This window comes from Benzoatithermus flavus (genome assembly GCF_037908215.1).
Lineage (GTDB): Bacteria > Pseudomonadota > Alphaproteobacteria > Geminicoccales > Geminicoccaceae > Benzoatithermus > Benzoatithermus flavus.
Genome location: NZ_JBBLZC010000009.1, coordinates 65,360 through 83,299, shown reverse-complemented (window position 1 = coordinate 83,299; position 17,940 = coordinate 65,360). Strand labels below are relative to the sequence as shown.

15 protein-coding genes are annotated in these 17,940 nt (G+C 68.3%); 5 read left to right on the top strand and 10 right to left on the bottom strand.

Features of this window, described 5'->3' with window-relative positions; genetic code table 11:
- Positions 1 to 11: 11 nt before the first annotated feature.
- From U1T56_RS10880 to U1T56_RS10860, 5 genes are all read right to left on the bottom strand, one after another.
- Positions 12 to 707 carry a lipid-binding SYLF domain-containing protein gene (locus tag U1T56_RS10880; protein WP_418159496.1) on the bottom strand — a complete coding sequence of 232 codons (696 nt, stop codon included), beginning with the start codon at positions 705 to 707 and terminating at the stop codon, positions 12 to 14.
- Positions 708 to 1,000: 293 nt separating this feature from the next.
- Positions 1,001 to 1,468: a hypothetical protein gene (locus U1T56_RS10875; RefSeq protein WP_418159495.1), complete on the bottom strand. Its 468-nt coding sequence runs from the start codon at positions 1,466 to 1,468 to the stop codon at positions 1,001 to 1,003.
- Between the two features lie 10 nt (positions 1,469 to 1,478).
- The gene (fsa, locus tag U1T56_RS10870; protein ID WP_418159494.1) at positions 1,479 to 2,138 is read right to left on the bottom strand and encodes a fructose-6-phosphate aldolase; all 660 of its coding nucleotides are present in this window, start codon (positions 2,136 to 2,138) and stop codon (positions 1,479 to 1,481) included.
- 112 nt (positions 2,139 to 2,250) lie between these two features.
- On the bottom strand, positions 2,251 to 2,580 hold the full coding sequence (gene hspQ, locus U1T56_RS10865; RefSeq protein WP_418159493.1) for a heat shock protein HspQ: 330 nt from the start codon (positions 2,578 to 2,580) through the stop codon (positions 2,251 to 2,253).
- Between the two features lie 171 nt (positions 2,581 to 2,751).
- Positions 2,752 to 3,621: an NAD(P)-dependent oxidoreductase gene (locus U1T56_RS10860; protein ID WP_418159492.1), complete on the bottom strand. Its 870-nt coding sequence runs from the start codon at positions 3,619 to 3,621 to the stop codon at positions 2,752 to 2,754.
- A 154-nt stretch (positions 3,622 to 3,775) separates the two neighbouring features.
- Between U1T56_RS10860 and pepN the strand changes: the two genes are divergently transcribed.
- Together pepN and U1T56_RS10850 are read left to right on the top strand one after the other, a co-directional pair.
- Complete coding sequence (gene pepN / locus U1T56_RS10855; RefSeq protein WP_418159491.1) at positions 3,776 to 6,424, top strand: aminopeptidase N; 2,649 nt, start codon at positions 3,776 to 3,778, stop codon at positions 6,422 to 6,424.
- Positions 6,425 to 6,476: 52 nt separating this feature from the next.
- The gene (locus tag U1T56_RS10850) at positions 6,477 to 7,016 is read left to right on the top strand and encodes a Uma2 family endonuclease (RefSeq protein ID WP_418159490.1); all 540 of its coding nucleotides are present in this window, start codon (positions 6,477 to 6,479) and stop codon (positions 7,014 to 7,016) included.
- A 212-nt stretch (positions 7,017 to 7,228) separates the two neighbouring features.
- Here U1T56_RS10850 and U1T56_RS10845 read toward each other — a convergent pair whose 3' ends face one another.
- Both U1T56_RS10845 and U1T56_RS10840 read right to left on the bottom strand, forming a co-directional pair.
- Entirely contained in the window at positions 7,229 to 8,155 is a 927-nt protein-coding gene (locus U1T56_RS10845) for a hypothetical protein (protein ID WP_418159489.1), read from the bottom strand.
- A gap of 136 nt (positions 8,156 to 8,291) precedes the next feature.
- On the bottom strand, positions 8,292 to 8,573 hold the full coding sequence (locus tag U1T56_RS10840; RefSeq protein WP_418159488.1) for a hypothetical protein: 282 nt from the start codon (positions 8,571 to 8,573) through the stop codon (positions 8,292 to 8,294).
- 130 nt (positions 8,574 to 8,703) lie between these two features.
- Here U1T56_RS10840 and U1T56_RS10835 point away from each other — a divergent pair, with 130 nt between their 5' ends.
- The 3 genes from U1T56_RS10835 (at position 8,704) to mdoH (ending at position 13,977) form a co-directional block, all read left to right on the top strand.
- Positions 8,704 to 9,291 (top strand): Uma2 family endonuclease, encoded by a 588-nt coding sequence (locus U1T56_RS10835; RefSeq protein WP_418159487.1) that lies wholly within the window; start codon positions 8,704 to 8,706, stop codon positions 9,289 to 9,291.
- A 634-nt stretch (positions 9,292 to 9,925) separates the two neighbouring features.
- The gene (locus U1T56_RS10830; RefSeq protein ID WP_418159486.1) at positions 9,926 to 11,404 is read left to right on the top strand and encodes an OpgD/OpgG family glucan biosynthesis protein; all 1,479 of its coding nucleotides are present in this window, start codon (positions 9,926 to 9,928) and stop codon (positions 11,402 to 11,404) included.
- A gap of 29 nt (positions 11,405 to 11,433) precedes the next feature.
- Positions 11,434 to 13,977: a glucans biosynthesis glucosyltransferase MdoH gene (gene mdoH / locus U1T56_RS10825; protein ID WP_418159485.1), complete on the top strand. Its 2,544-nt coding sequence runs from the start codon at positions 11,434 to 11,436 to the stop codon at positions 13,975 to 13,977.
- Positions 13,978 to 14,000: 23 nt separating this feature from the next.
- Here mdoH and U1T56_RS10820 read toward each other — a convergent pair whose 3' ends face one another.
- The 3 genes from U1T56_RS10820 to U1T56_RS10810 all read right to left on the bottom strand — a co-directional run bounded on the left by U1T56_RS10820 (position 14,001) and on the right by U1T56_RS10810 (position 17,903).
- A complete protein-coding gene (locus U1T56_RS10820) occupies positions 14,001 to 15,350 on the bottom strand; it encodes a hypothetical protein (RefSeq protein WP_418159484.1) in 1,350 nt (449 codons plus the stop codon).
- 132 nt (positions 15,351 to 15,482) lie between these two features.
- Positions 15,483 to 16,148, bottom strand: a complete 666-nt coding sequence (locus tag U1T56_RS10815; protein ID WP_418159483.1) for a TenA family protein — start codon at positions 16,146 to 16,148, stop codon at positions 15,483 to 15,485.
- Between the two features lie 36 nt (positions 16,149 to 16,184).
- On the bottom strand, positions 16,185 to 17,903 hold the full coding sequence (locus U1T56_RS10810) for a dihydroxy-acid dehydratase (protein WP_418159482.1): 1,719 nt from the start codon (positions 17,901 to 17,903) through the stop codon (positions 16,185 to 16,187).
- Positions 17,904 to 17,940: the final 37 nt, after the last annotated feature.

Here is a 17,940-nt window from a genome sequence, read left to right as displayed (position 1 = left end):
CGTGGACCGGATCAGAACTGCGAGAGCGCCTGGCGCAGGCCTTCGGTGCCCGGAACCGCCGGGGCAATGCGCTGGCGCACGATCTGCTCCGCCGTGAGCGGCTGGCCGTAATAGGCCTGGTTCAGGTCGTTCCTGGGCTTGGCATAGGTGCCATCGAGCGCCAGTCCGCCATAGACGCCCATGTTGCGGGCGAAGGCATAGACGTCTTCGCCGAACTGGACGGTGGTGCCCGCACCCACGCCCGCCCCGAGCTCGCCGACCGCCACGCTGGCGTCCGCCCCGAGCTGGAAGCGGGCGGAGAGCAGCTTCTGGATCGCACCCTGGTTCATGATGGTGAAGATCGCATCCGAGCTCTGGCCGCCGAACTGCAGACCGAAGCTGCCGCCCCAGATCTCGAAGAAGGCGGGCTGGCTCCAGGCGCCGGACTGCGGATCGCGTCCGAGGAGAACGCCCGTGCCGTGCTCGACGCCGATGAAGAAGCCGCCCTTGAGGAGGTCCGGGATCACGAGCACGCCATAGGCGTTCTGGACATAGACCCGCATCTTCGCGAACTGCGGGTCGTTGAGGAACGACTCCACGACGATGCGCGCCTTGTCGACGATGAGCTGCTGCTTCTCCCCGGCGCGGGCGAGGGTGGGACAGGCCACGGCGCCCGCAAGGGCGGAAGCCGAAAGAAGGAAGGTCCGCCGCGTCCGGTCGCCCATCATCGTCCTCTCGTCGTGCTGCCCAGGACCTGAGAATTCACGTTCGCAGGCGTCGCTAACCTACTGGATACGCGGCCTTGGTCAAGGCAGCCACCGCTCCGCACGTCTTCGCGAGCAGCACGCCCGCACGATTCCCTCGTTCCGATGCAGCATCCGATCGCGTCGGCCGGTGCGGTGAGCACGGGGCAGGTCTCCGGCGGGCGGTGCCGCCCGGACCCTGCTCTCGACGCGAGCCTTTCTCCGCGAAAGCTGCGGGACGCCGCTCGGGGCTTCTCCATCGCGGGAGGCGATCACCCCTATGGCTGCGTCGGCGCGCTGACCCTGGTCTCGCCGAACAGGCACTGATAGTCGACGAGGCAGTAGGCGTACTCGACCGCCGCCTCGACCGGTTTGCCGTCCCCGCCCGAGAACGGGACGCGGAGCGTGGGCGGCGTCGCGAAATAATCCCGGTTCGGATCGACCTCGCTCACCGGCGCATCGGCCGACCAGGCGATGCCTTCGCGCGGCAGCGGCGTCACCGTGACCCCCGGATCGGCCACGAGCTTGACCTGTCCCTTGGGCACGAGCTGGACCACGAGCTCCGAGCCGCCGTCACCGCGCTCGATCCAGCTCGTCACCTCGACCGAGCCTTGCGGCGTCTTTCTGGGAGCGAGCCGGTCGAGAAGCGCGTCCAAAGGCTCCGCTGCCCGTGCGGCGCTGCCTACGGCGCTCGTCGCCACGAGGGCCAGAACGGCGACGGAACGGGCAGGACGGAACCTCGTCACGGTTCTCCTCCTAGAGAATGCGCTGGCCGGTTTTCTCCCAGTCCTTGAGGAACGCCGCCAATCCCTTGTCCGTGAGCGGGTGCTGCACGAGATCGCGCAGCACCTTGGGCGGCAGGGTGGCGACGTGGGCACCGAGGCGCGCCGCCTCGATCACGTGGTTGGGCGTGCGGACGGAAGCGACCAGCACCTCGGTGCGGATCGTGTCGGGATAGTTGCGGAAGATCTCGACGATGTCCGAGATGAGCTGCATCCCCTCGTGGCCGATATCGTCGAGCCGCCCGACGAAAGGCGAGACGAAGGTAGCCCCGGCCTTGGCAGCGAGCAGCGCCTGGCCGGCCGAGAAGCACAAGGTGACGTTGACCTGAGTCCCCTCGCTCGAGAGGGCCTTGCAGGCCTTGAGCCCGTCCCAGGTGAGCGGCAGCTTCACGCACACGTTGGGGGCGAGCTTCGCGAGCTTCCGGCCCTCGGCGAGCATCCCCTCGTAGTGGACCGCGGTCACCTCCGCGCTCACCGGGCCCGGCACGAGCTCGCAGATCTCGCGCACGACCTCGAGGAAGTTGCGGCCGGTCTTGGCGACCAGGGATGGGTTGGTGGTGACACCGTCGACCAGGCCCGAGGCGGCAAGATCGGCGATCTCGGCCACGTCGGCCGTGTCGATGAAGAACCTCATGTCTCTACTCGCGTGCAGGCAGGATGGGCACGATCTTACGCCCGTCGCGCCGGGACGGGAAGGTACGGCGGCCACCGCCCGCGCCTACCGCGATCCGGGCGGCGGCCGGCCGTCAGTTGGCGTAGGTCGAGCGCGGCTCGTAGCGCCCGCCTTTCAGCTCACCGAAGAGCTGCGGGATCTGCGGGTGCCCGACCGGCTCGCCGCTCGTGTCGGGCAGGAGGTTCTGCTCGGACACGTAGGCGACGTAGTAGCTTTCCGCGTTCTCGGCCAGGAGATGATAGAAAGGCTGATCCTTGGCCGGACGCACCTCCTTCGGAATGGATTCGTACCACTCTTCGGTATTGCTGAACTCGGGGTCGACATCGAAGATCACGCCACGGAACGGGAACATCCGATGCCTGACCACCTGACCGATCGTGAACTTAGCCCGTTTCGGCTCCATGGCCTTTCGCCTCATCCGTCCGGCGCCCGCTTCAGCGGCGCGCCATCCTGAAACGCTTCACGGACCCTGAAGTTGGCATCCGTTTCGCCCTGCAATATGGGAACGCGCAGCCGTTTCCGCTACGGAGCTTCTTCGAATGGCCATACGGTGTGGCAGCCTTGCCGAAGGGGGTCAGGGCTCGCGCAGGTTGACGATCAGGCTCGAGGTGTCGAAGCGCCCGCCACCCTTCTGCTGCACCTGCCGGTAGAACTGATCGACCAGCGCCGTCACCGGCAGTGCCGCCCCGTTGCGGCGCGCTTCGTCCAGCACGATCGCGAGATCCTTTCTCATCCAGTCCACGGCGAAGCCGAAGTCGAACTTCCCCTCGGCCATCGTCTTCCAGCGGTTCTCCATCTGCCAGGACTGCGCGGCCCCCTTGGAGATCGTGGCCAGCACCTTGTCGGTATCGAGCCCGGCCTTCTGCGCGAAGTTGACCGCCTCGGCCAGGGCCTGGACGAGGCCGCCGATGCAGATCTGGTTCACCATCTTGGTGAGCTGGCCCGAGCCTGCCGGCCCCATCAGCGTCACCGCCCGGCCGTAAGCGCGCATCACGGGCTCGGCCCGCGCGAATGCCGCTTCCTCGCCACCGCACATGATGGTGAGCACACCGTTCTCCGCCCCGGCCTGACCGCCCGAAACCGGCGCATCGATGAAGTGCCGTCCGCGCTCGCCGCAGGCCCTGGCCAGTTCGCGCGCCACGTCGGCCGAGGCGGTGGTATGGTCGACGAGGATCGCGTCTTCCGCGAGCCCGGCCAGGATGCCCGCCTCGCCGTAGACGACCGAGCGCAGATCGTCGTCGTTGCCGACACAGGCGAAGACGAGCTCGGCCCCTTGCACCGCCTCGCGCGGGGTCGGCGCCGTCCTGCCGCCGAAGCGCTCGGCCCAGGCCGCCGCCTTCTGCGGCGTGCGGTTGTAGACCGTGACCTCGTGGCCCTTCGCCTTGAGATGCCCGGCCATGGGAAAGCCCATGACGCCGAGCCCGATGAACGCCGTCCTGGCCATTCGTCTCCTCGCCTTCTTGCCAGCGGCGCCGGACGCTAGTCGCTGCGCTCCCGGTCTTCAAGGGCCACGGCACCCCGTGCACCTCGCGTTGCCAAGCGCCGGGCCGCGCGCGATAAGGCCCGCATCCCTTTCGATCTTTCCGAGGACGCTGCCGATGAGCCAGGCCCCGACCCGCGAGCCCGTCTATCTGAAGGACTACCGGCCGCCGGCCTTCCTGACCCCCGAGATCGAGCTCGACTTCGTCCTCGAGCCCGAGGCCACCCTCGTCACCTCGCGCCAGACCTTCCGCCGCAACCCGAAAGGCGAGGGGCGGGAGCTCGTCCTCTTCGGGGAGAACCAGGACCTCCTCGCCCTGACCCTGAACGGAGCGCCTCTGCCGCCGGAGCGCTGGCGCAAGGAGAGCGACCGGATCGTGCTCCTCGACCCGCCGGACGAGTTCACGCTCGAGGTCAGAAGCCGGATCGATCCTGCAGCCAACACCGCGCTCATGGGGCTCTACATCAGCAACGGCGTGTTCTGCACCCAGTGCGAGCCCGAGGGCTTCCGCCGCATCACCTACTTCCAGGACCGCCCGGACGTCATGGCGCGCTACCGGGTGCGCATCGAGGCCGACCGCAGCGCCTGCCCCGTCCTGCTCTCGAACGGCAACCCGATCGACCGCGGTGACCTTCCCGGCGGGCGCCACTGGGCCTTGTGGGAGGACCCGTTCCCGAAGCCCTCCTATCTCTTCGCCCTGGTCGCGGGCGACCTCGCCTGCCTCGAGGACGAGTTCACCACCCGCTCCGGCCGCAAGGTCCAGCTCCGGCTCTACTCCGAGGCCGCCAACATCGGCCAGTGCCACCATGCTTTGGCCTCGCTCAAGAAGGCCATGAAGTGGGACGAGGACCGCTACGGGCTCGAGTACGACCTGGATCTGTTCCAGATCGTCGCGGTCAACGACTTCAACTTCGGCGCCATGGAGAACAAGGGCCTCAACATCTTCAACACCTCGGCCACGCTCGCCCGCGCCGACACCTCGACCGACTTCGACTTCATGAACGTGGAGCGGGTCATCGCCCACGAATATTTCCACAACTGGACCGGCGATCGCGTCACCTGCCGCGACTGGTTCCAGCTCACCCTCAAGGAAGGCCTCACCGTCTTCCGCGACCAGCAGTTCTCGGCCGACATGCACTCGCCCGGTGTGAAGCGCATCGGCGACGTCGTGTTCATCCGCGACGTGCAGTTCGCCGAGGACGCGGGCCCGCTGGCGCATCCGATCCGCCCCGACCGCTACATCGAGATCAACAATTTCTACACCGCGACCGTGTACCAGAAGGGTGCGGAGGTGATCCGCATGCTGCACACGCTGCTCGGCGAGGAGACCTACCGCAAGGGCATCGACCTCTATTTCCAGCGCCACGACGGGCAGGCCGTCACCTGCGAGGACTTCGTGCAGGCCATGGCCGACGCTTCCGGCCGCGACCTCGGGCAGTTCATGCGCTGGTACAGCCAGGCCGGCACGCCCGAGCTCGAGGTCCGGCGCCGCTTCGACCCCGACCGGCAGGCGCTGACGCTGGAGATCGCCCAGCGCACCCCGCCCACGCCGGGGCAGGAGGAGAAGCTGCCCTTCCACATCCCGATCCGCATGGGCCTGATCGGCCGCGACGGGACGCCCCGTCGGCTCCAGCTCGAGGGCGAGAACGAGCCGAAAGGAACGGAGCGCGTGCTCGAGCTCACGGAGCCCGCACAGCGCTTCACTTTCATCGGCCTCGAGGGCGGCGAGCCCGTGCCGTCGCTCCTTCGCGGCTTCTCGGCCCCGGTCAAGCTCGACGCCGGCTACAGCGACGACGAGCTGGCGCACCTCATGGCCCACGACACCGACGATTTCGTGCGCTGGGACGCGGGCCAGCGCCTCGCGAGCAACGTGCTCCTTGCCCTGGTCGGTGATCACGCCGCCGGCCGCGCACCCTCGACTCTGGACCGCCGCCTGATCGACGCCTTCGCGAAGAGCCTCGACCGTGCCGGCGAGGACCCGGCCTTCGCCGCCCGGATGCTGTCGCTGCCGAGCAGCTCCTATCTCGGCCAGCAGATGCAGGTGATCGACGTCGAGGGCATCCGCTTCGCCCTCGACCTCGCCCGCCGCGAGCTCGGCCGCAGCTTGCACGGCGCCTGGCTCGCCGCCTACCGTGCCAACACCGACGAGGGCCCGTTCTCGATCGACACCGCCGCGATCGCCAGGCGCTCCCTCAAGAACCTGGCACTCGCCTATCTCGCCTACGCCCGGGACGAGGAGGGGCAGGCGCTCGTGCGCACGCAGTATGCCCGCGCCGACAACATGACCGACTGCCTGTCGGCGCTGCGCCTCATCACCGAGACCGGCATGCCGGAGAGCGAAGCGGCGCTGGCGAGCTTCTACGAGAAGTGGGAGAAGGAGCCGCTCGTCGTCAACAAATGGTTCTCGCTCCAGGCCATGATCGAGGACGAGGCGGCGCCGGAGCGCGTCGAGCACCTCATGGCGCATCCCGCCTTCACCTGGTCCAACCCCAACCGGGTGCGGGCACTCCTCGGCTCCTTCGCCATGATGAACCTCGTCGGCTTCCACCGCCGCGACGGTGCCGGCTACCGTCTCCTCACCGACAAGGTCCTCGAGCTCGACCGCCGCAACCCGCAGGTCGCCGCCCGCCTGCTCTCGGCCCTGGGCCGCTGGCGTCGCTTCGACGAGCACCGCCAGTCCCTGATGCGCGCCGAACTCGAGCGCGTGGTGGCGACCCCGGGCCTGTCGCGCGATTCTTACGAGATCGCGAGCAAGAGCCTGGCGTGACGGACGATCGGCCGGCTGCTAGCTTCCTTCCGGGCTTTACCGGAGGTCCAGCATGGAGCAGCCGGCGCCGCGCGGCATGACCGTGGCCGAGTTCTTCGCGTGGGACGACGGCACGGATACCCGCTACGAGCTGGTTCACGGCGCGCCTGTCGCGATGAACCCGCCGCTTCGGCGGCACGTCGTGATCACGATGAATCTCGTCCGAGCGCTCGATGCGCGACTTCGGCCACCTTGCCGCGCCTACGCCGGTGGAGGCGTTGCCCGGAGCGACGACGACGACGAGTACCGCATCCCCGATGTTCTCGTATCGTGCGTCGGCTCAGGTGAGCGGACCTTCGACGAGCCGCGCCTGGTTGCCGAGGTCCTTTCCTCGTCCACCGAGAAGGAGGACCGCACGGCGAAGCTCGACTTCTACCGCTCGCTCCCTTCGGTCGAGATCATCCTCTTGATCTGGCAGGACGCCCGCCGCGTCGAGGCCCACACGCGCCATGGCGAGGTCTGGGAGGTCCGCAGCGCGATCGGCAGCGGCGCTGTCCCATTGGAGTCTTTTGACACCTCCCTCCCGCTCGATGAGATTTACGCCGAGGTCTGAGCGATATTGACAGCAGTGGCAGCTTTCGCCGGTTTCGGTGGCACCATATGAAGTCAACCTGTCCACCCTACGCTCGCCGGACCTCCCCATCATAGAGCAAGGCTCAGCCTACCCGCTTGGCCTCCAGCTGTGCCCAGGCGAGCACGGCCACGTAGCCCCCAAACGCTACGAAGAAGCGTGATTTCGTATAGTCCTCGAAACCGAGAGGGGGCTTAAAGCCCCCTTTCCCTCCTGATGATGCCGAACGCCTGCTCCGCATCTTTGAACAGCCGCTCGGCTCGGGCCTGCTCCTCCAGATTGCCGACAAACCGATCAGGATGATGGTTGCGCCTGAAGCTGGCCTGAGCCGCCCCGACGAGGAAGTCGGGGCAATGCGGGTCGAGCCCGACCGTCTTGTATGCCGCATCGACCGGACGCTGCCGTCTCTTCGATGCGCTACGGGAGCGTACCGTTTCTCGCGCCAGAGCTACTTGCAGCTCTGTAACCCGCTCGTTCAGCTTGGCTCGCTCATCCATCAGCCAAGCGATCTGCACCTCCTGCTCCTCGAGCCGTGCAAGCAGGCTGGCCTTCTCTGCAGCCTCCTTCGCCGCCTGTTCCCTTGCCTCCTGCCCAGGCTTTGGCATCAGGGACCAGATGCGACTCACGAAGCGAGATAGGAACCTCTCAAGGGGCAGACCCTCCGGCGTGGGGTCAGCATCAGGCGTGTTGATGAACAGCGGCTTCCGTTTCTCCTGCAGACGCATGCCAAACGCCAGCACCGCCCAGATCAGGAGCCACCACAACACGCCAAGCTGGCCTACCCAGCCAACGGCGACCATCAGAATGGCCGCCATCGACGCAATGGTGATCGGATACGACGCGAAGCGCTTGAAACGCTTTCGCCGCTCACCCGATTGCCCGGAGAGGCAAGTCACGATCCCGACCACCAGCATGACCGGAATCACGAACGCATAAAGCATTCCAAGAACTACGCCGAGCCCGATGGCAGCTCCGGTAGGAACGGCGATGATGAATGGAATATCTAAATTGGTCAGCGATGACGAGCCGCCATAAACCAGTACAGCCAGTACAGCAAACAGCGGCAAAAATGGCTGAAATTTCAGGAACTTATTATTGCTATTCATCTGCTTGGTAACCATGACAGGAGTGTCAGCGGCCTGGTCGTATCACGGAGAACAGGGCAGAGAAGCTCCCGGTTATTATGCATTGAGGAAAAGGGGTGGGGCGAATTTGGCAAACCACGCGCCCCTCTATGCCAAGTACGAGGTGCTCACCTCACAACCCAGCCTTCTCCAGCCGCTTCTCGATCTGCTGGATCTTCAAGCGGACCTTCTCGTAGTTCCGGTCCAAGTCCCGCAGGAACCCGTGCGCCGCATCGTGCCGCTGCAGCATGTGGCCCATGACCGTCCGATCGTTCCGGATCTGGTCCAGCCGTTCGAGGATCTCGAAGGTGCGCTTGCCCGGCAGGTCGAGCGAGACGTTCTCATCGGCTACAGGGGGCAGGGTCAGCGGCTCCTCCCGGAAAACGCCTTTCGCCGTGATCTTCGTTCGGATCACGGCAACAACGCGAGAGATATGCGAGAGCTGTAAAAGCGCCGTTAGCGTTCGCCCATATGTCGAGCGTCCCCGATGCTCTTGTCGCCCGACCACGCCCCCGATAGGCTCGTAGGCGAAGGAGGGGCGAGCCTTGGCGCAGCCACAGCCGATCTATCCCGAGATCCGGGATATCCACGAATTTCGCGACTGGCTGCACGGCCGGGAAGGTCGCTTCGAGTTCGTCGACGGGCGCATCGTCCCCATGGCCGGGGCGAGCCGCGCTCACAACGACATCCAGGTCAATCTCATCCTGGCCATCGGCCCGCAGCTACGCGGTGGGCCCTGCCGCGTGAACGGTCCCGACCTTCTCGTCAGGACGGCCGCGAGTGGTCGTCGCGGGCGGCTGCCCGATGCCAGCATCACCTGCGAGCCCGAGATCGATCCCTATTTCGTCTCCAGGCCCGTTGCCCTGTTCGAGATCCTCTCGCCCGAGACCGAGGCCAGGGACCGCGGCGAGAAGTGGCAGGAATACCAGAGCCTGCCATCCTTGCAGCACTATGTGCTGATCGCCCAGGACCACGTACGGGTCGAGCATTATCGCCGTATCGCGAACGGCTGGCATTATCAGGAGCTGTGCGGCCGCGACGCCGTCTTGCAGCTCGACCCGCCCGGCATCGAGCTGCGCTTGGCCGACCTCTACGAAGCCGTGAGCTTGGTAGGTCCGGAACCCTCCCCCTGAAAGCAGAGGCTCCGTCCTTTGGCCCACGAGGATGCCGGAACCGCACCTCCATTCGCTTGTCGTCGTGCATGTCTTAGGATAACATTCCCGGTCGACCCGCCTCCGGCTTTCAGGCGGAAGCATGCGCACGACGCATCGGAATTGCACGAACGAATTCGGAATTCTCCTTTATTACGATGTCCAAGCCAAAAAGCGTTGACGCTGCTGCCGTCGTTCCGCCGGCCGCTCCAAACACCTCGTTTCTGCCCGGCTGTCCGGCCGCGCGGCACCCCTCTTTTCCCGACGGCTCCGCGTGGCGGCCGCGCGAATGCGCCTTGAGGCCGGGGCGGAACTGGTGCACCGTGCCAGGATGGCTCACCACGCGGGAGAAGTCCTGAAAAAGCCTTCGCTTACGCTCGGTGATCGCGTTAGTTTCGCCCGCGCGGAGCGTGTGGGCGGGAACGGGGTTGCGGGGAGCGCCCTTAGGATGTCATGTCGGCGCCGGGACGGGGCTCGCCGTCGCGCGTGGGTGCGGCGTCGAGCTGCGATTGGGTCGGGATCTCACAAGGTTGGAGACATGCGGGCGCATTGGTCACGGCGTCAGGCCCTGAGTGCTGGGCTCCTCGTTCCGGCGGCCGGTCTCCTGGTGCCGTCGGTGACCTCCGCGCAGGTCCCGGTGGAGCTGGGGCCGCCGGAGCCGTTCTCGTTCGAGCGGCTGATCGTGCAGGCCAAGGAGCTGGCCCAGCAGCCCTACCAGCGCCGGCCGACGGTCCCGTCGTGGCTGACCGACCTGCCGCCGCAGCAGTGGCGCGCGATCCGCTACCGGCCCGATCGTGCGGTGCCGCTCGGCAACAGCCTCTACTCGCTGCAGCTCTTCCACCTGGGTTCCGTCCACCGCTCGCCGGTCCGGATCCATCTGGTCGAGGAGGGCAACGCGCGGGAGGTGCTCTACGATCCCGGCCTGTTCGACTTCGGCACCGTCAAGATGCAGGAGACGCTGCCCAAGGACGCCGGGTTCGCCGGCTTTCGCATCCATTACGTCTTCGATCAGGGCAGCGAGCCGCGCGAGCTTCTGACCTTCCTGGGGGCGAGCTACTTCCGTGCGGTCGGGCGTAACACGCGTTTTGGCATCTCCGCGCGCGGCCTCGCACTCGAGACGGGCCTGGGCAAGCCCGAGGAGTTCCCGGCCTTCACGAAGTTCTGGATCTTCCGCCCGAACGATCCGCGCGATCCTTTGCAGATCTGCGCGCTCCTCGACAGCCCGAGCGTGGCGGGTGCCTATCGCTTCGACGTGACGCCGAGGGACGGCACCATGGTGGCGGTCGACGCCAGCCTGTTCTTTCGGGCCGATGTGAGCCAGGTTGGCCTCGCCCCTTTGACCAGCATGTTCTTCTTCGGGCCCAACGACCGGGCCGGCATCGACGACAGCCGGCTGCAGGTACACGATTCCGACGGGCTCGCGATCTGGCGTGCCAACGGCGAGGCCTTGTGGCGGCCGCTCGTCAATCCCGACCAGCTCCGCATCAGCGTGTTCGGCGACGAAAATCCGCGTGGCTTCGGCCTTTTGCAGCGCGAGCGCGCCTTCGGCGACTACGGCGATCTCGACGCCCGCTTCGAGCAGCGGCCCAATCTCTGGGTCGAGCCCAAAGGGGCCTGGGGCAAAGGTTCGATCCGGCTGATCGAGATCCCGATCCTGGACGAGACCCACGACAACATCGTGGCGTTCTGGACGCCCGAGGAGCCGGTCAACGCCGGCCGCGAGCTGCGCGTCGCCTACAGCCTGCTCTGGTCGCTGCAGTCGCCGATCGAGACCGGACTCGTGGTCGTGCTCGCCACCCGGATCGGCCAGGGCGGCGAGCCCGGCGGGGAGCGTCCGCCGAGATTGCGCCGCGTGGTGGTCGAGTTCGGCCCACCAGGTCCCGACTTCCCGACGGACGCCTTGCCCGAGGCCGTGGTCGAATGCCACAATGGCAAGTGCTCTCCCCCGATCGTCCGCCGCAACGACGTGACCGGCGGCTGGCAGGTGAGCTTCGACGTCGATCTGGGCGAGGGGGCGGTCGAGCTGCGCTGCTTTCTTTCGCAGGCGGGCAAGCCCATATCGGAGACTTGGCTCTATCGCCTGGATCACAGTTGAGCGGCCTTCCCGGCCGGTGAGAACGAGAGATGAGCGCAGCCTCCTCAGCCAATCCCGCCGTGTCGGACGATGCTCTCGGCCCGCCCTGGCCGACGGCGACGGCCCGTGTGCGCGCCTATCTCGAAGCGGCCGGCCTCGAGCACGATACGGCGCGGGATCTGGCGCGCGAGATCGTCGCGCGCTGCGCCGCCGACAAGCCTGCGGCGGCGGAGGAGGAAGCCGTGCTCGCGGCCTTGCGCGCTGCGCGCCTGCTCCTCATTCAGCAGACGGCACGCGAGGACGGGGCCGAGGGCGAGGCCGCAGCGCTGGCACCGCGCGACCAGCCGCTCAGCATCCGGCGGCGCGCCTTCCGCTCGGTCATGGACTGGCGCCTCGCCACCTCGCGGATACGTCGCCTCCTGCCGGCCCGGGCACCCCAGCGGGTCCGCCGCATGGCGGGCGGCGGCGATCAGGCGCTGGCCCCTCTGACCCGGAGCGCCCGCAACCGGCGGGCCGCGTTCGGCTTCTTGATTCTCGCCACCACCGTCTGGGGTGTCGCCACCTTCGTCGAGATCCTGGGCACGGACGGCCTCAGCTATCTCGACATCACGCACACGGCGATCTTCACCGTCCTCCTGCTCTGGCTGGCCCAGTCCTTCTGGACGCTCGCCGCCGGTGCCGCCGTGCTCCTCGCCCGTCTCCTGCGGACGACGCCCCCTGCGCCACCCGGATCCGCGCCGGCTGGTCCGCTGCCGCGAGTCGCGGTGATAGCGCCCATCTACAACGAGGATACCGAGCGCGTGTTCGCCGGCGTGCAGGCGATGTGGGAGGATCTGCAGGCGCAGCCCGGCAGCGGGCGCGTCGACCTGTTCGTGCTCAGCGACACGACCGATCCCGACATCTGGCTCGCCGAGCTCGACAGCTGGCAGCGCCTGCGCCAGGAAGTGCCGGGTGGCGAGCGGATCTTCTACCGGCGACGCTTGCGCAACGTGAAGCGCAAGACCGGCAACATCGAGGACTTCGTCACCCGCTGGGGCGGCGCCTACGGCTACATGGTGGTGCTCGACGCCGACAGCCTGATGTCGGGCCGGGCGATCATGGGCCTGATCGAGCGCATGGACGCCAATCCCGCCGTCGGCCTGATCCAGGCGCCGCCCAAGCTCGTGCGCGGCCGGACCGTGTTCGCCCGCATGCTGCAGTTCGCAGGCGAGCTCTATGGGCCGCTTTCGGCCTCGGGCATCAGCTACTGGGCGCTCGGCGAGGGGAACTACTGGGGACACAACGCGATCATCCGCATCGTCCCCTTCGCCGAGCTGTGCGGCCTGCCGTTGCTGCCGGGCCGCGCCCCCCTGGGCGGCGAGATCCTGAGCCACGATTTCGTGGAAGCGGCGCTCCTGCGCCGTGGCGGTTGGCAGGTCTGGATCGCCGACGACCTCGGCGACTCTTACGAGGAGCCGCCGCCCTCGCTCGCCGACTTCGCCACCCGCGACCGGCGCTGGTGCCAGGGCAACATGCAGCACATCAAGGTGCTGTTCGTGCGCAACCTGCACTGGGTGAGCCGGCTGCATCTCGGCATCGGCATCATGTCGTACCTGACCTCGCCGCTTTGGCTCCTGTTCCTCCTGCTCTCGGCGGCGCAGGCCTGGGAGCTGACCTACGGCCGGCCGGTCTACTTCGTCGAGGGCTGGCCGTTCCCGACCCTGCCGGTCTCGGTCTCCTCCGAGGCGACGCTGCTGCTCGTCGTGACCTTGGGCCTCCTGTTCCTGCCGAAGCTGTTCGGCCTTTTCCTGGCACTGATCGACGGCCCGCGACGGCGCGCTCTGGGTGGGAGCCTGCGCCTGACGCTGAGTGCTCTCCTCGAGACGCTGCTCTCGGCGCTGCTCGCCCCCATCATGATGCTGTTCCACACCGGCTTCGTACTCAACATCCTCCTGGGCTCGGCGATCGAGTGGCAGCCGCAGCGGCGGCAGATGAGCGGCGGCCTCGTCGCCGAGACCGTGCGGCGGTTCGGCTGGGTGACCGTGCTGGGGAGCGCTGCCGCGATCGCGACCTTCGTTCTCACGCCGACGCTGTTCTACTGGCTGATCCCGGTGCTGGCGGGCCTCGTCCTCGCCATTCCACTCGCACTCTGGAGCAGCTCGGAACGGTGGGGCGAGCGGCTGCGGGCGCTCGGACTCTTGCGGATCGTCGAGGAGACGGAGCCGCCGCCCGTGATGCGCCGGCTCGAGGAGCTCCTGGCCCATCCCGAGCCCGTGCCCGCGGACCGGTTCGCCGAGGTCGTGCTCCATCCCGGCTTCAACGCGCTCCACATCGCGATGCTGCAGGCGATCGGCGGCCAGTCGGCAACACCGTCCGATGCGCTGCGCCCGATCGAGCGCAAGGCGGTCTATCTGGGGGCGGCGGCACTGAGCAAGCCGGAGCGGCGAGCATTGCTCGAGCATGCCGGCACCATGGCACGGCTCCACCTCGCCGCCTGGCTCCACTGGCGCAGCGAGCACGGCCTGCCCTGGGAGACGGACGAGCCCCTGCCGCCGGCGCCGCGAGGCTGGCGTCCCGGCCAGTCCGACCGGCCGGTCTCGTCGGCGGCCGCCTGACGCTGGTCGATCGGCGGTGCCGGTCAGCCGCCGTTCGCGGCGACCCCGGATCCCGTCGAGCGCTCGGCCGAGGCGTGCTGCAGGGGTTCGGGTGCTCCGATCGCGGCCGCGCAGGAGCTCGCTACCCCGACCGCACGCCAGGTGAGATCGTGGTGCATGGGGCCGCCACCCCAGCCGCGCCGGACGAGATGCTCGACCGCGAGGCCGCGCCCGCTTGCCTCGTCGACCCACGGCTGCTGGACGGCGAGCGGCACCAGGCTGTCGAGCTCGTCGGAGAGCACGAACACGCGGCGCAGCCGATCCGGGGCGATCGAGCCCACGTGCGTCAGCGGATCGTCGAGATCGGGCAGGACCACGGCACTGTCCGCGCCTTGGGAGCTCAGTTGAGCGGCGAGCGACAGCGGGCCCGAGCCCAGCGCCGCGCAGGCCACGTCCCGACGATGTGCCAAGAGGTTCGCGGCTGCGGCCGCACCGCCGGACTGGCCGGCGATCGCCCATTGCCGCACCCCGTAGCGCCTGGCCAAAACGTCGAGTGCTGCATTGAGGAGCGCCGTCTCCTCGAGCGTCTTGCCGTTGCGCCACTGATTGCCGGACGAGCCGCCGGTTCCCGGACGCTTGAGGACGACGAAGGGCAGCCCGGCCCCTTCGGCGATCGCCGCCATCCGCGCCGCGATCCAGGCATCGCGCTCCACCGGCGCGGTGCCGATGGCGGCGACCCCGGTGATCATCGACCGGTTCCGGCCGTAGAGCGGATAGACCTCGTCGCCGTCGAGCAGGAGAAACATCGTCGGGTTGCTCGGCCCGAGCCCGCCCGCATGGTAGCGAAGGCAGGCCTGCCGACCGGCGGCCTCGACCCAGACCGTGTCCGGCCGCCCGGCGCAGCGTGCGGCATCCGCGAATGCGCCCGTGAACAGGCCTTCGAGCGTTCCGGTGTCGGCTTCCGGTCCGGGCGGCGGAACGAGCGCCGCCGGGACGGGATCGGAGCGCCGCGGCCGCCAGACCACCTCGTCCCGGTCGAGATAGAGGCGGCAGCCGCTCGCCACGCCGCCGCAGGCGCGCAAGGCCTCTTCGGCGGTGCCGGATCGGCCCCAGGAGCCGCCGATCCGCATCGTCGCGGTGCTGATGGCCACACTGTGCGGGCCGGGAAAGCTCAGCAGGCGGCGATACCAGGCTCCCTGATCGAGAGCCTGCAGGATGTAGGTGTCGGCGTCGGTGGGGGCTGCGATCAGCCGGCCCGCTGCATCGAGCGAGGCTGCGACGAAGGGAGGCAGTACCGCCGGCGGCTCCGCTCTCGCCGGCGCTCCGGTGAGGAGAGCCACGGCCAGGAGCGCAGCCGCCTGCGCCCATCGTCCGACGACGTTCTGCCCTTGCATGGGCTCGTTCCCCGCAGCGCCCAGGCGATGTCATTCCCGCCTGTGGATCGCTCGTCTCCTCCCTAGCAGCCCGTCGGGATCGGCACAGCCCGCCGCATGGTCGCAGCGGGGCCGTTCATCGTGGCGCCGACCTCAGACCGGCCAGGTTTCGAGCCGCCAGGCGCTGTCCCAGAACATCCATTCGTAGCGGGCGGCCTTGAGATAGGCCTCGCGCATGGCGCGGCGATCGGCCGCCGTCGCGGCCTCGAAGGCGCGGTCGGTGTGGTCCAGCACCTCGCGGACCGAATCCCCGAACGACTCGTCCTTGTAGGTGTCGATCCACCGCTGGTACGGGTTGTCGGGGGCCGCGATCGTCGCGAGATGCTTGCCGACCTCGTAATAAATCTGAAAGCAGGGCAGCAGCGCCGCGGTGCTCACGGCAAAAGGCTGGCCGTAGGCCGTCGCGAGCAGGAAGTCGCCGTAGCCGGCGCAGGTGGGCGAGGGCGGGGTCGCCGCGAAGTGCTCCGGCGGCACGTCGAACGTGCGAAAGAAGCCCTCGTGCAGCGCCCGCTCGACCACGATCGCATCGTGAGCGCTCTTCGCGAACTTGATCTGGGCGTCGGCGTAAGGGGCTTTGGCCGCGGTAGCGGCGAGCGCACGGCTGAACATGCCGAGATAGTGCGCGTCCTGGATCATGTAGAACACGAACCGCTCGCGGCCGAGAGTGCCCGCCGCGAGCTCACGATTGAACGGTAAGTCGAGGATCGCCCGGTAGATCGGTGCTATCTCCTGCCACATGCTGTCCGTGAAGCTGCTCATGTCCCTGTTCCGTTGCTCTTTCCGATCCGGTGTCGCTCAGGCTGGCCCCGAAGGGCGGAGGAAGGCGAAGTCGCACCCTTCCGGCGCCTGCAGGATCTGCTCGGCCCAGAGCCGCGCATAACCGCGCTCGGGCAGCGCCGGCGGACGCCAGACCGCCCGCCGGCGCCCGAGCTCCGCCTCGGGCACCAGAAGATCGAGCCGCCGCTCGCGTACGCTGAGCCTGATCCGGTCGCCATTCTGCACCAGCGCGAGCGGGCCGCCCGAGGCCGCATCGGGGGCGACGTGGAGGACGACGGTGCCGAACGCCGTGCCGCTCATCCGTGCGTCCGAGATCCGGACCATGTCCTTCACCCCGGCGCGCGCGAGCTTGGTCGGGATCGGCAGATAGCCGGCTTCGGGCATGGCGGCAGGGCTCGCCGGGCCCGCGTTCTTGAGCACCAGCACGTCCGCAGGCGTCACGTCGAGCGTGGGATCGTCGATGCGTCGCGCCAGATCCTCGAGCCCCTCGAACACGACGGCCCGGCCCTCGTGCTCGAGCAGCGCAAGGGTGGCGGCCGCCCGCTTGAGGATGGCTCCTCGGGGGGCGAGAGAGCCGAACAGCGCCACGAGCCCGCCCGCCGGCGCCAGCGGCGATTCCAGTGGCCGGATCACGGCCCGGTCCACGGGCTCGGCCGGTGGGCGGGCGAGGCGTTCGCGCAGGCTCTCGCCGGTGATGGTCGGCACGTCGAGGTGGAGGAGGGGAGCGAGCTCGCGCAGGACGGCCTCGAGCCCGCCCGCGGCATGAAAGTCCTCCATGTAGCCGGCACCGGTGGGCTTCAGATCGACCAGCACCGGCGTCGTGTCCGAAAGCTCGTTCAGCCGGTGGAGGTCGATCCCGATGCCGCGCCGGCCCGCGATCGCCGTGAGGTGGACGAGCGCGTTCGTCGAGCCCGAGAGAGCGAGGAGCACGCGGAGCGCGTTCTCGACCGTCTCGGGCGTGATGATCGTGGAAGGCCGGGGCCCGCCCGCGACCGCCATCCGGGCGGCGAGAAAGCCACTCGCTTCGGCGCAGCGCAGGCGGTCGGCATGGACGGCCGGAATCGCGGCCGAGCCGGGGAGCGCCATGCCGAGCGCCTCGGCGATGCAGGCCATGGTGGAAGCCGTGCCCATGACGGCGCAGGTGCCGGCGGTCACAGCGAGCCGGCCCTCGATCCGGTCGATCGCCGCGCGATCGATGTCGCCTGCCCGGTAGCGGGCCCAGAAGCGGCGGCAGTCGGTGCAGGCGCCCAGCCGCTCGCCCGCGAGCCGGCCCGTCATCATCGGTCCCGCCACGAGCTGGACAGCCGGGATGTCGGCCGAGACCGCCCCCATGAGCTGGGCGGGAACGGTCTTGTCGCAGCCGCCCACGAGCACCGCGGCATCGAGCGGCTGAGCGCGCAGCATCTCCTCTACGTCCATGCTCATGAGGTTGCGCAAGAACATGCTGGTCGGCGAGAGGAAGACCTCGCCCAGCGAGATGGTAGGGAACGCCATCGGCAGGGCGCCGCCCGCGAGCACGCCGCGCTTCACGGCCTCGATCAGCTCCGGGAAGTGACGGTGGCAGTTGTTGAGGTCGCTGGGTGAGGTGCAGATCCCGACCACCGGCCGGTCCAGCATCGCATCCGAAAGCCCCATCGACTTCGCGAACGACTTCCTGAGGTAGAGCGCGAAGTCGGGATCGCCGTAGTTGGTGAGGCCGCGCGCCAAGCCGTGGCGGCCGCCTTTCGAGCTGCCCATCCTGTCCTCCCGTCGTCCTTTACGGCACCTTGGGTCT

What these genes read in the sequence shown, in the direction of transcription:
- U1T56_RS10880 (WP_418159496.1), bottom strand. Translation starts at nt 707, where the DNA reads ATGATGGGCGACCGGACGCGGCGGACCTTCCTTCTTTCGGCTTCCGCC.
- fsa (WP_418159494.1), bottom strand. Translation starts at nt 2,138, where the DNA reads ATGAGGTTCTTCATCGACACGGCCGACGTGGCCGAGATCGCCGATCTT.
- hspQ (WP_418159493.1), bottom strand. Translation starts at nt 2,580, where the DNA reads ATGGAGCCGAAACGGGCTAAGTTCACGATCGGTCAGGTGGTCAGGCAT.
- U1T56_RS10860 (WP_418159492.1), bottom strand. Translation starts at nt 3,621, where the DNA reads ATGGCCAGGACGGCGTTCATCGGGCTCGGCGTCATGGGCTTTCCCATG.
- pepN (WP_418159491.1), top strand. Translation starts at nt 3,776, where the DNA reads ATGAGCCAGGCCCCGACCCGCGAGCCCGTCTATCTGAAGGACTACCGG.
- U1T56_RS10850 (WP_418159490.1), top strand. Translation starts at nt 6,477, where the DNA reads ATGGAGCAGCCGGCGCCGCGCGGCATGACCGTGGCCGAGTTCTTCGCG.
- U1T56_RS10845 (WP_418159489.1), bottom strand. Translation starts at nt 8,155, where the DNA reads ATGGTTACCAAGCAGATGAATAGCAATAATAAGTTCCTGAAATTTCAG.
- mdoH (WP_418159485.1), top strand. Translation starts at nt 11,434, where the DNA reads ATGAGCGCAGCCTCCTCAGCCAATCCCGCCGTGTCGGACGATGCTCTC.
- U1T56_RS10820 (WP_418159484.1), bottom strand. Translation starts at nt 15,350, where the DNA reads ATGCAAGGGCAGAACGTCGTCGGACGATGGGCGCAGGCGGCTGCGCTC.
- U1T56_RS10815 (WP_418159483.1), bottom strand. Translation starts at nt 16,148, where the DNA reads ATGAGCAGCTTCACGGACAGCATGTGGCAGGAGATAGCACCGATCTAC.
- U1T56_RS10810 (WP_418159482.1), bottom strand. Translation starts at nt 17,903, where the DNA reads ATGGGCAGCTCGAAAGGCGGCCGCCACGGCTTGGCGCGCGGCCTCACC.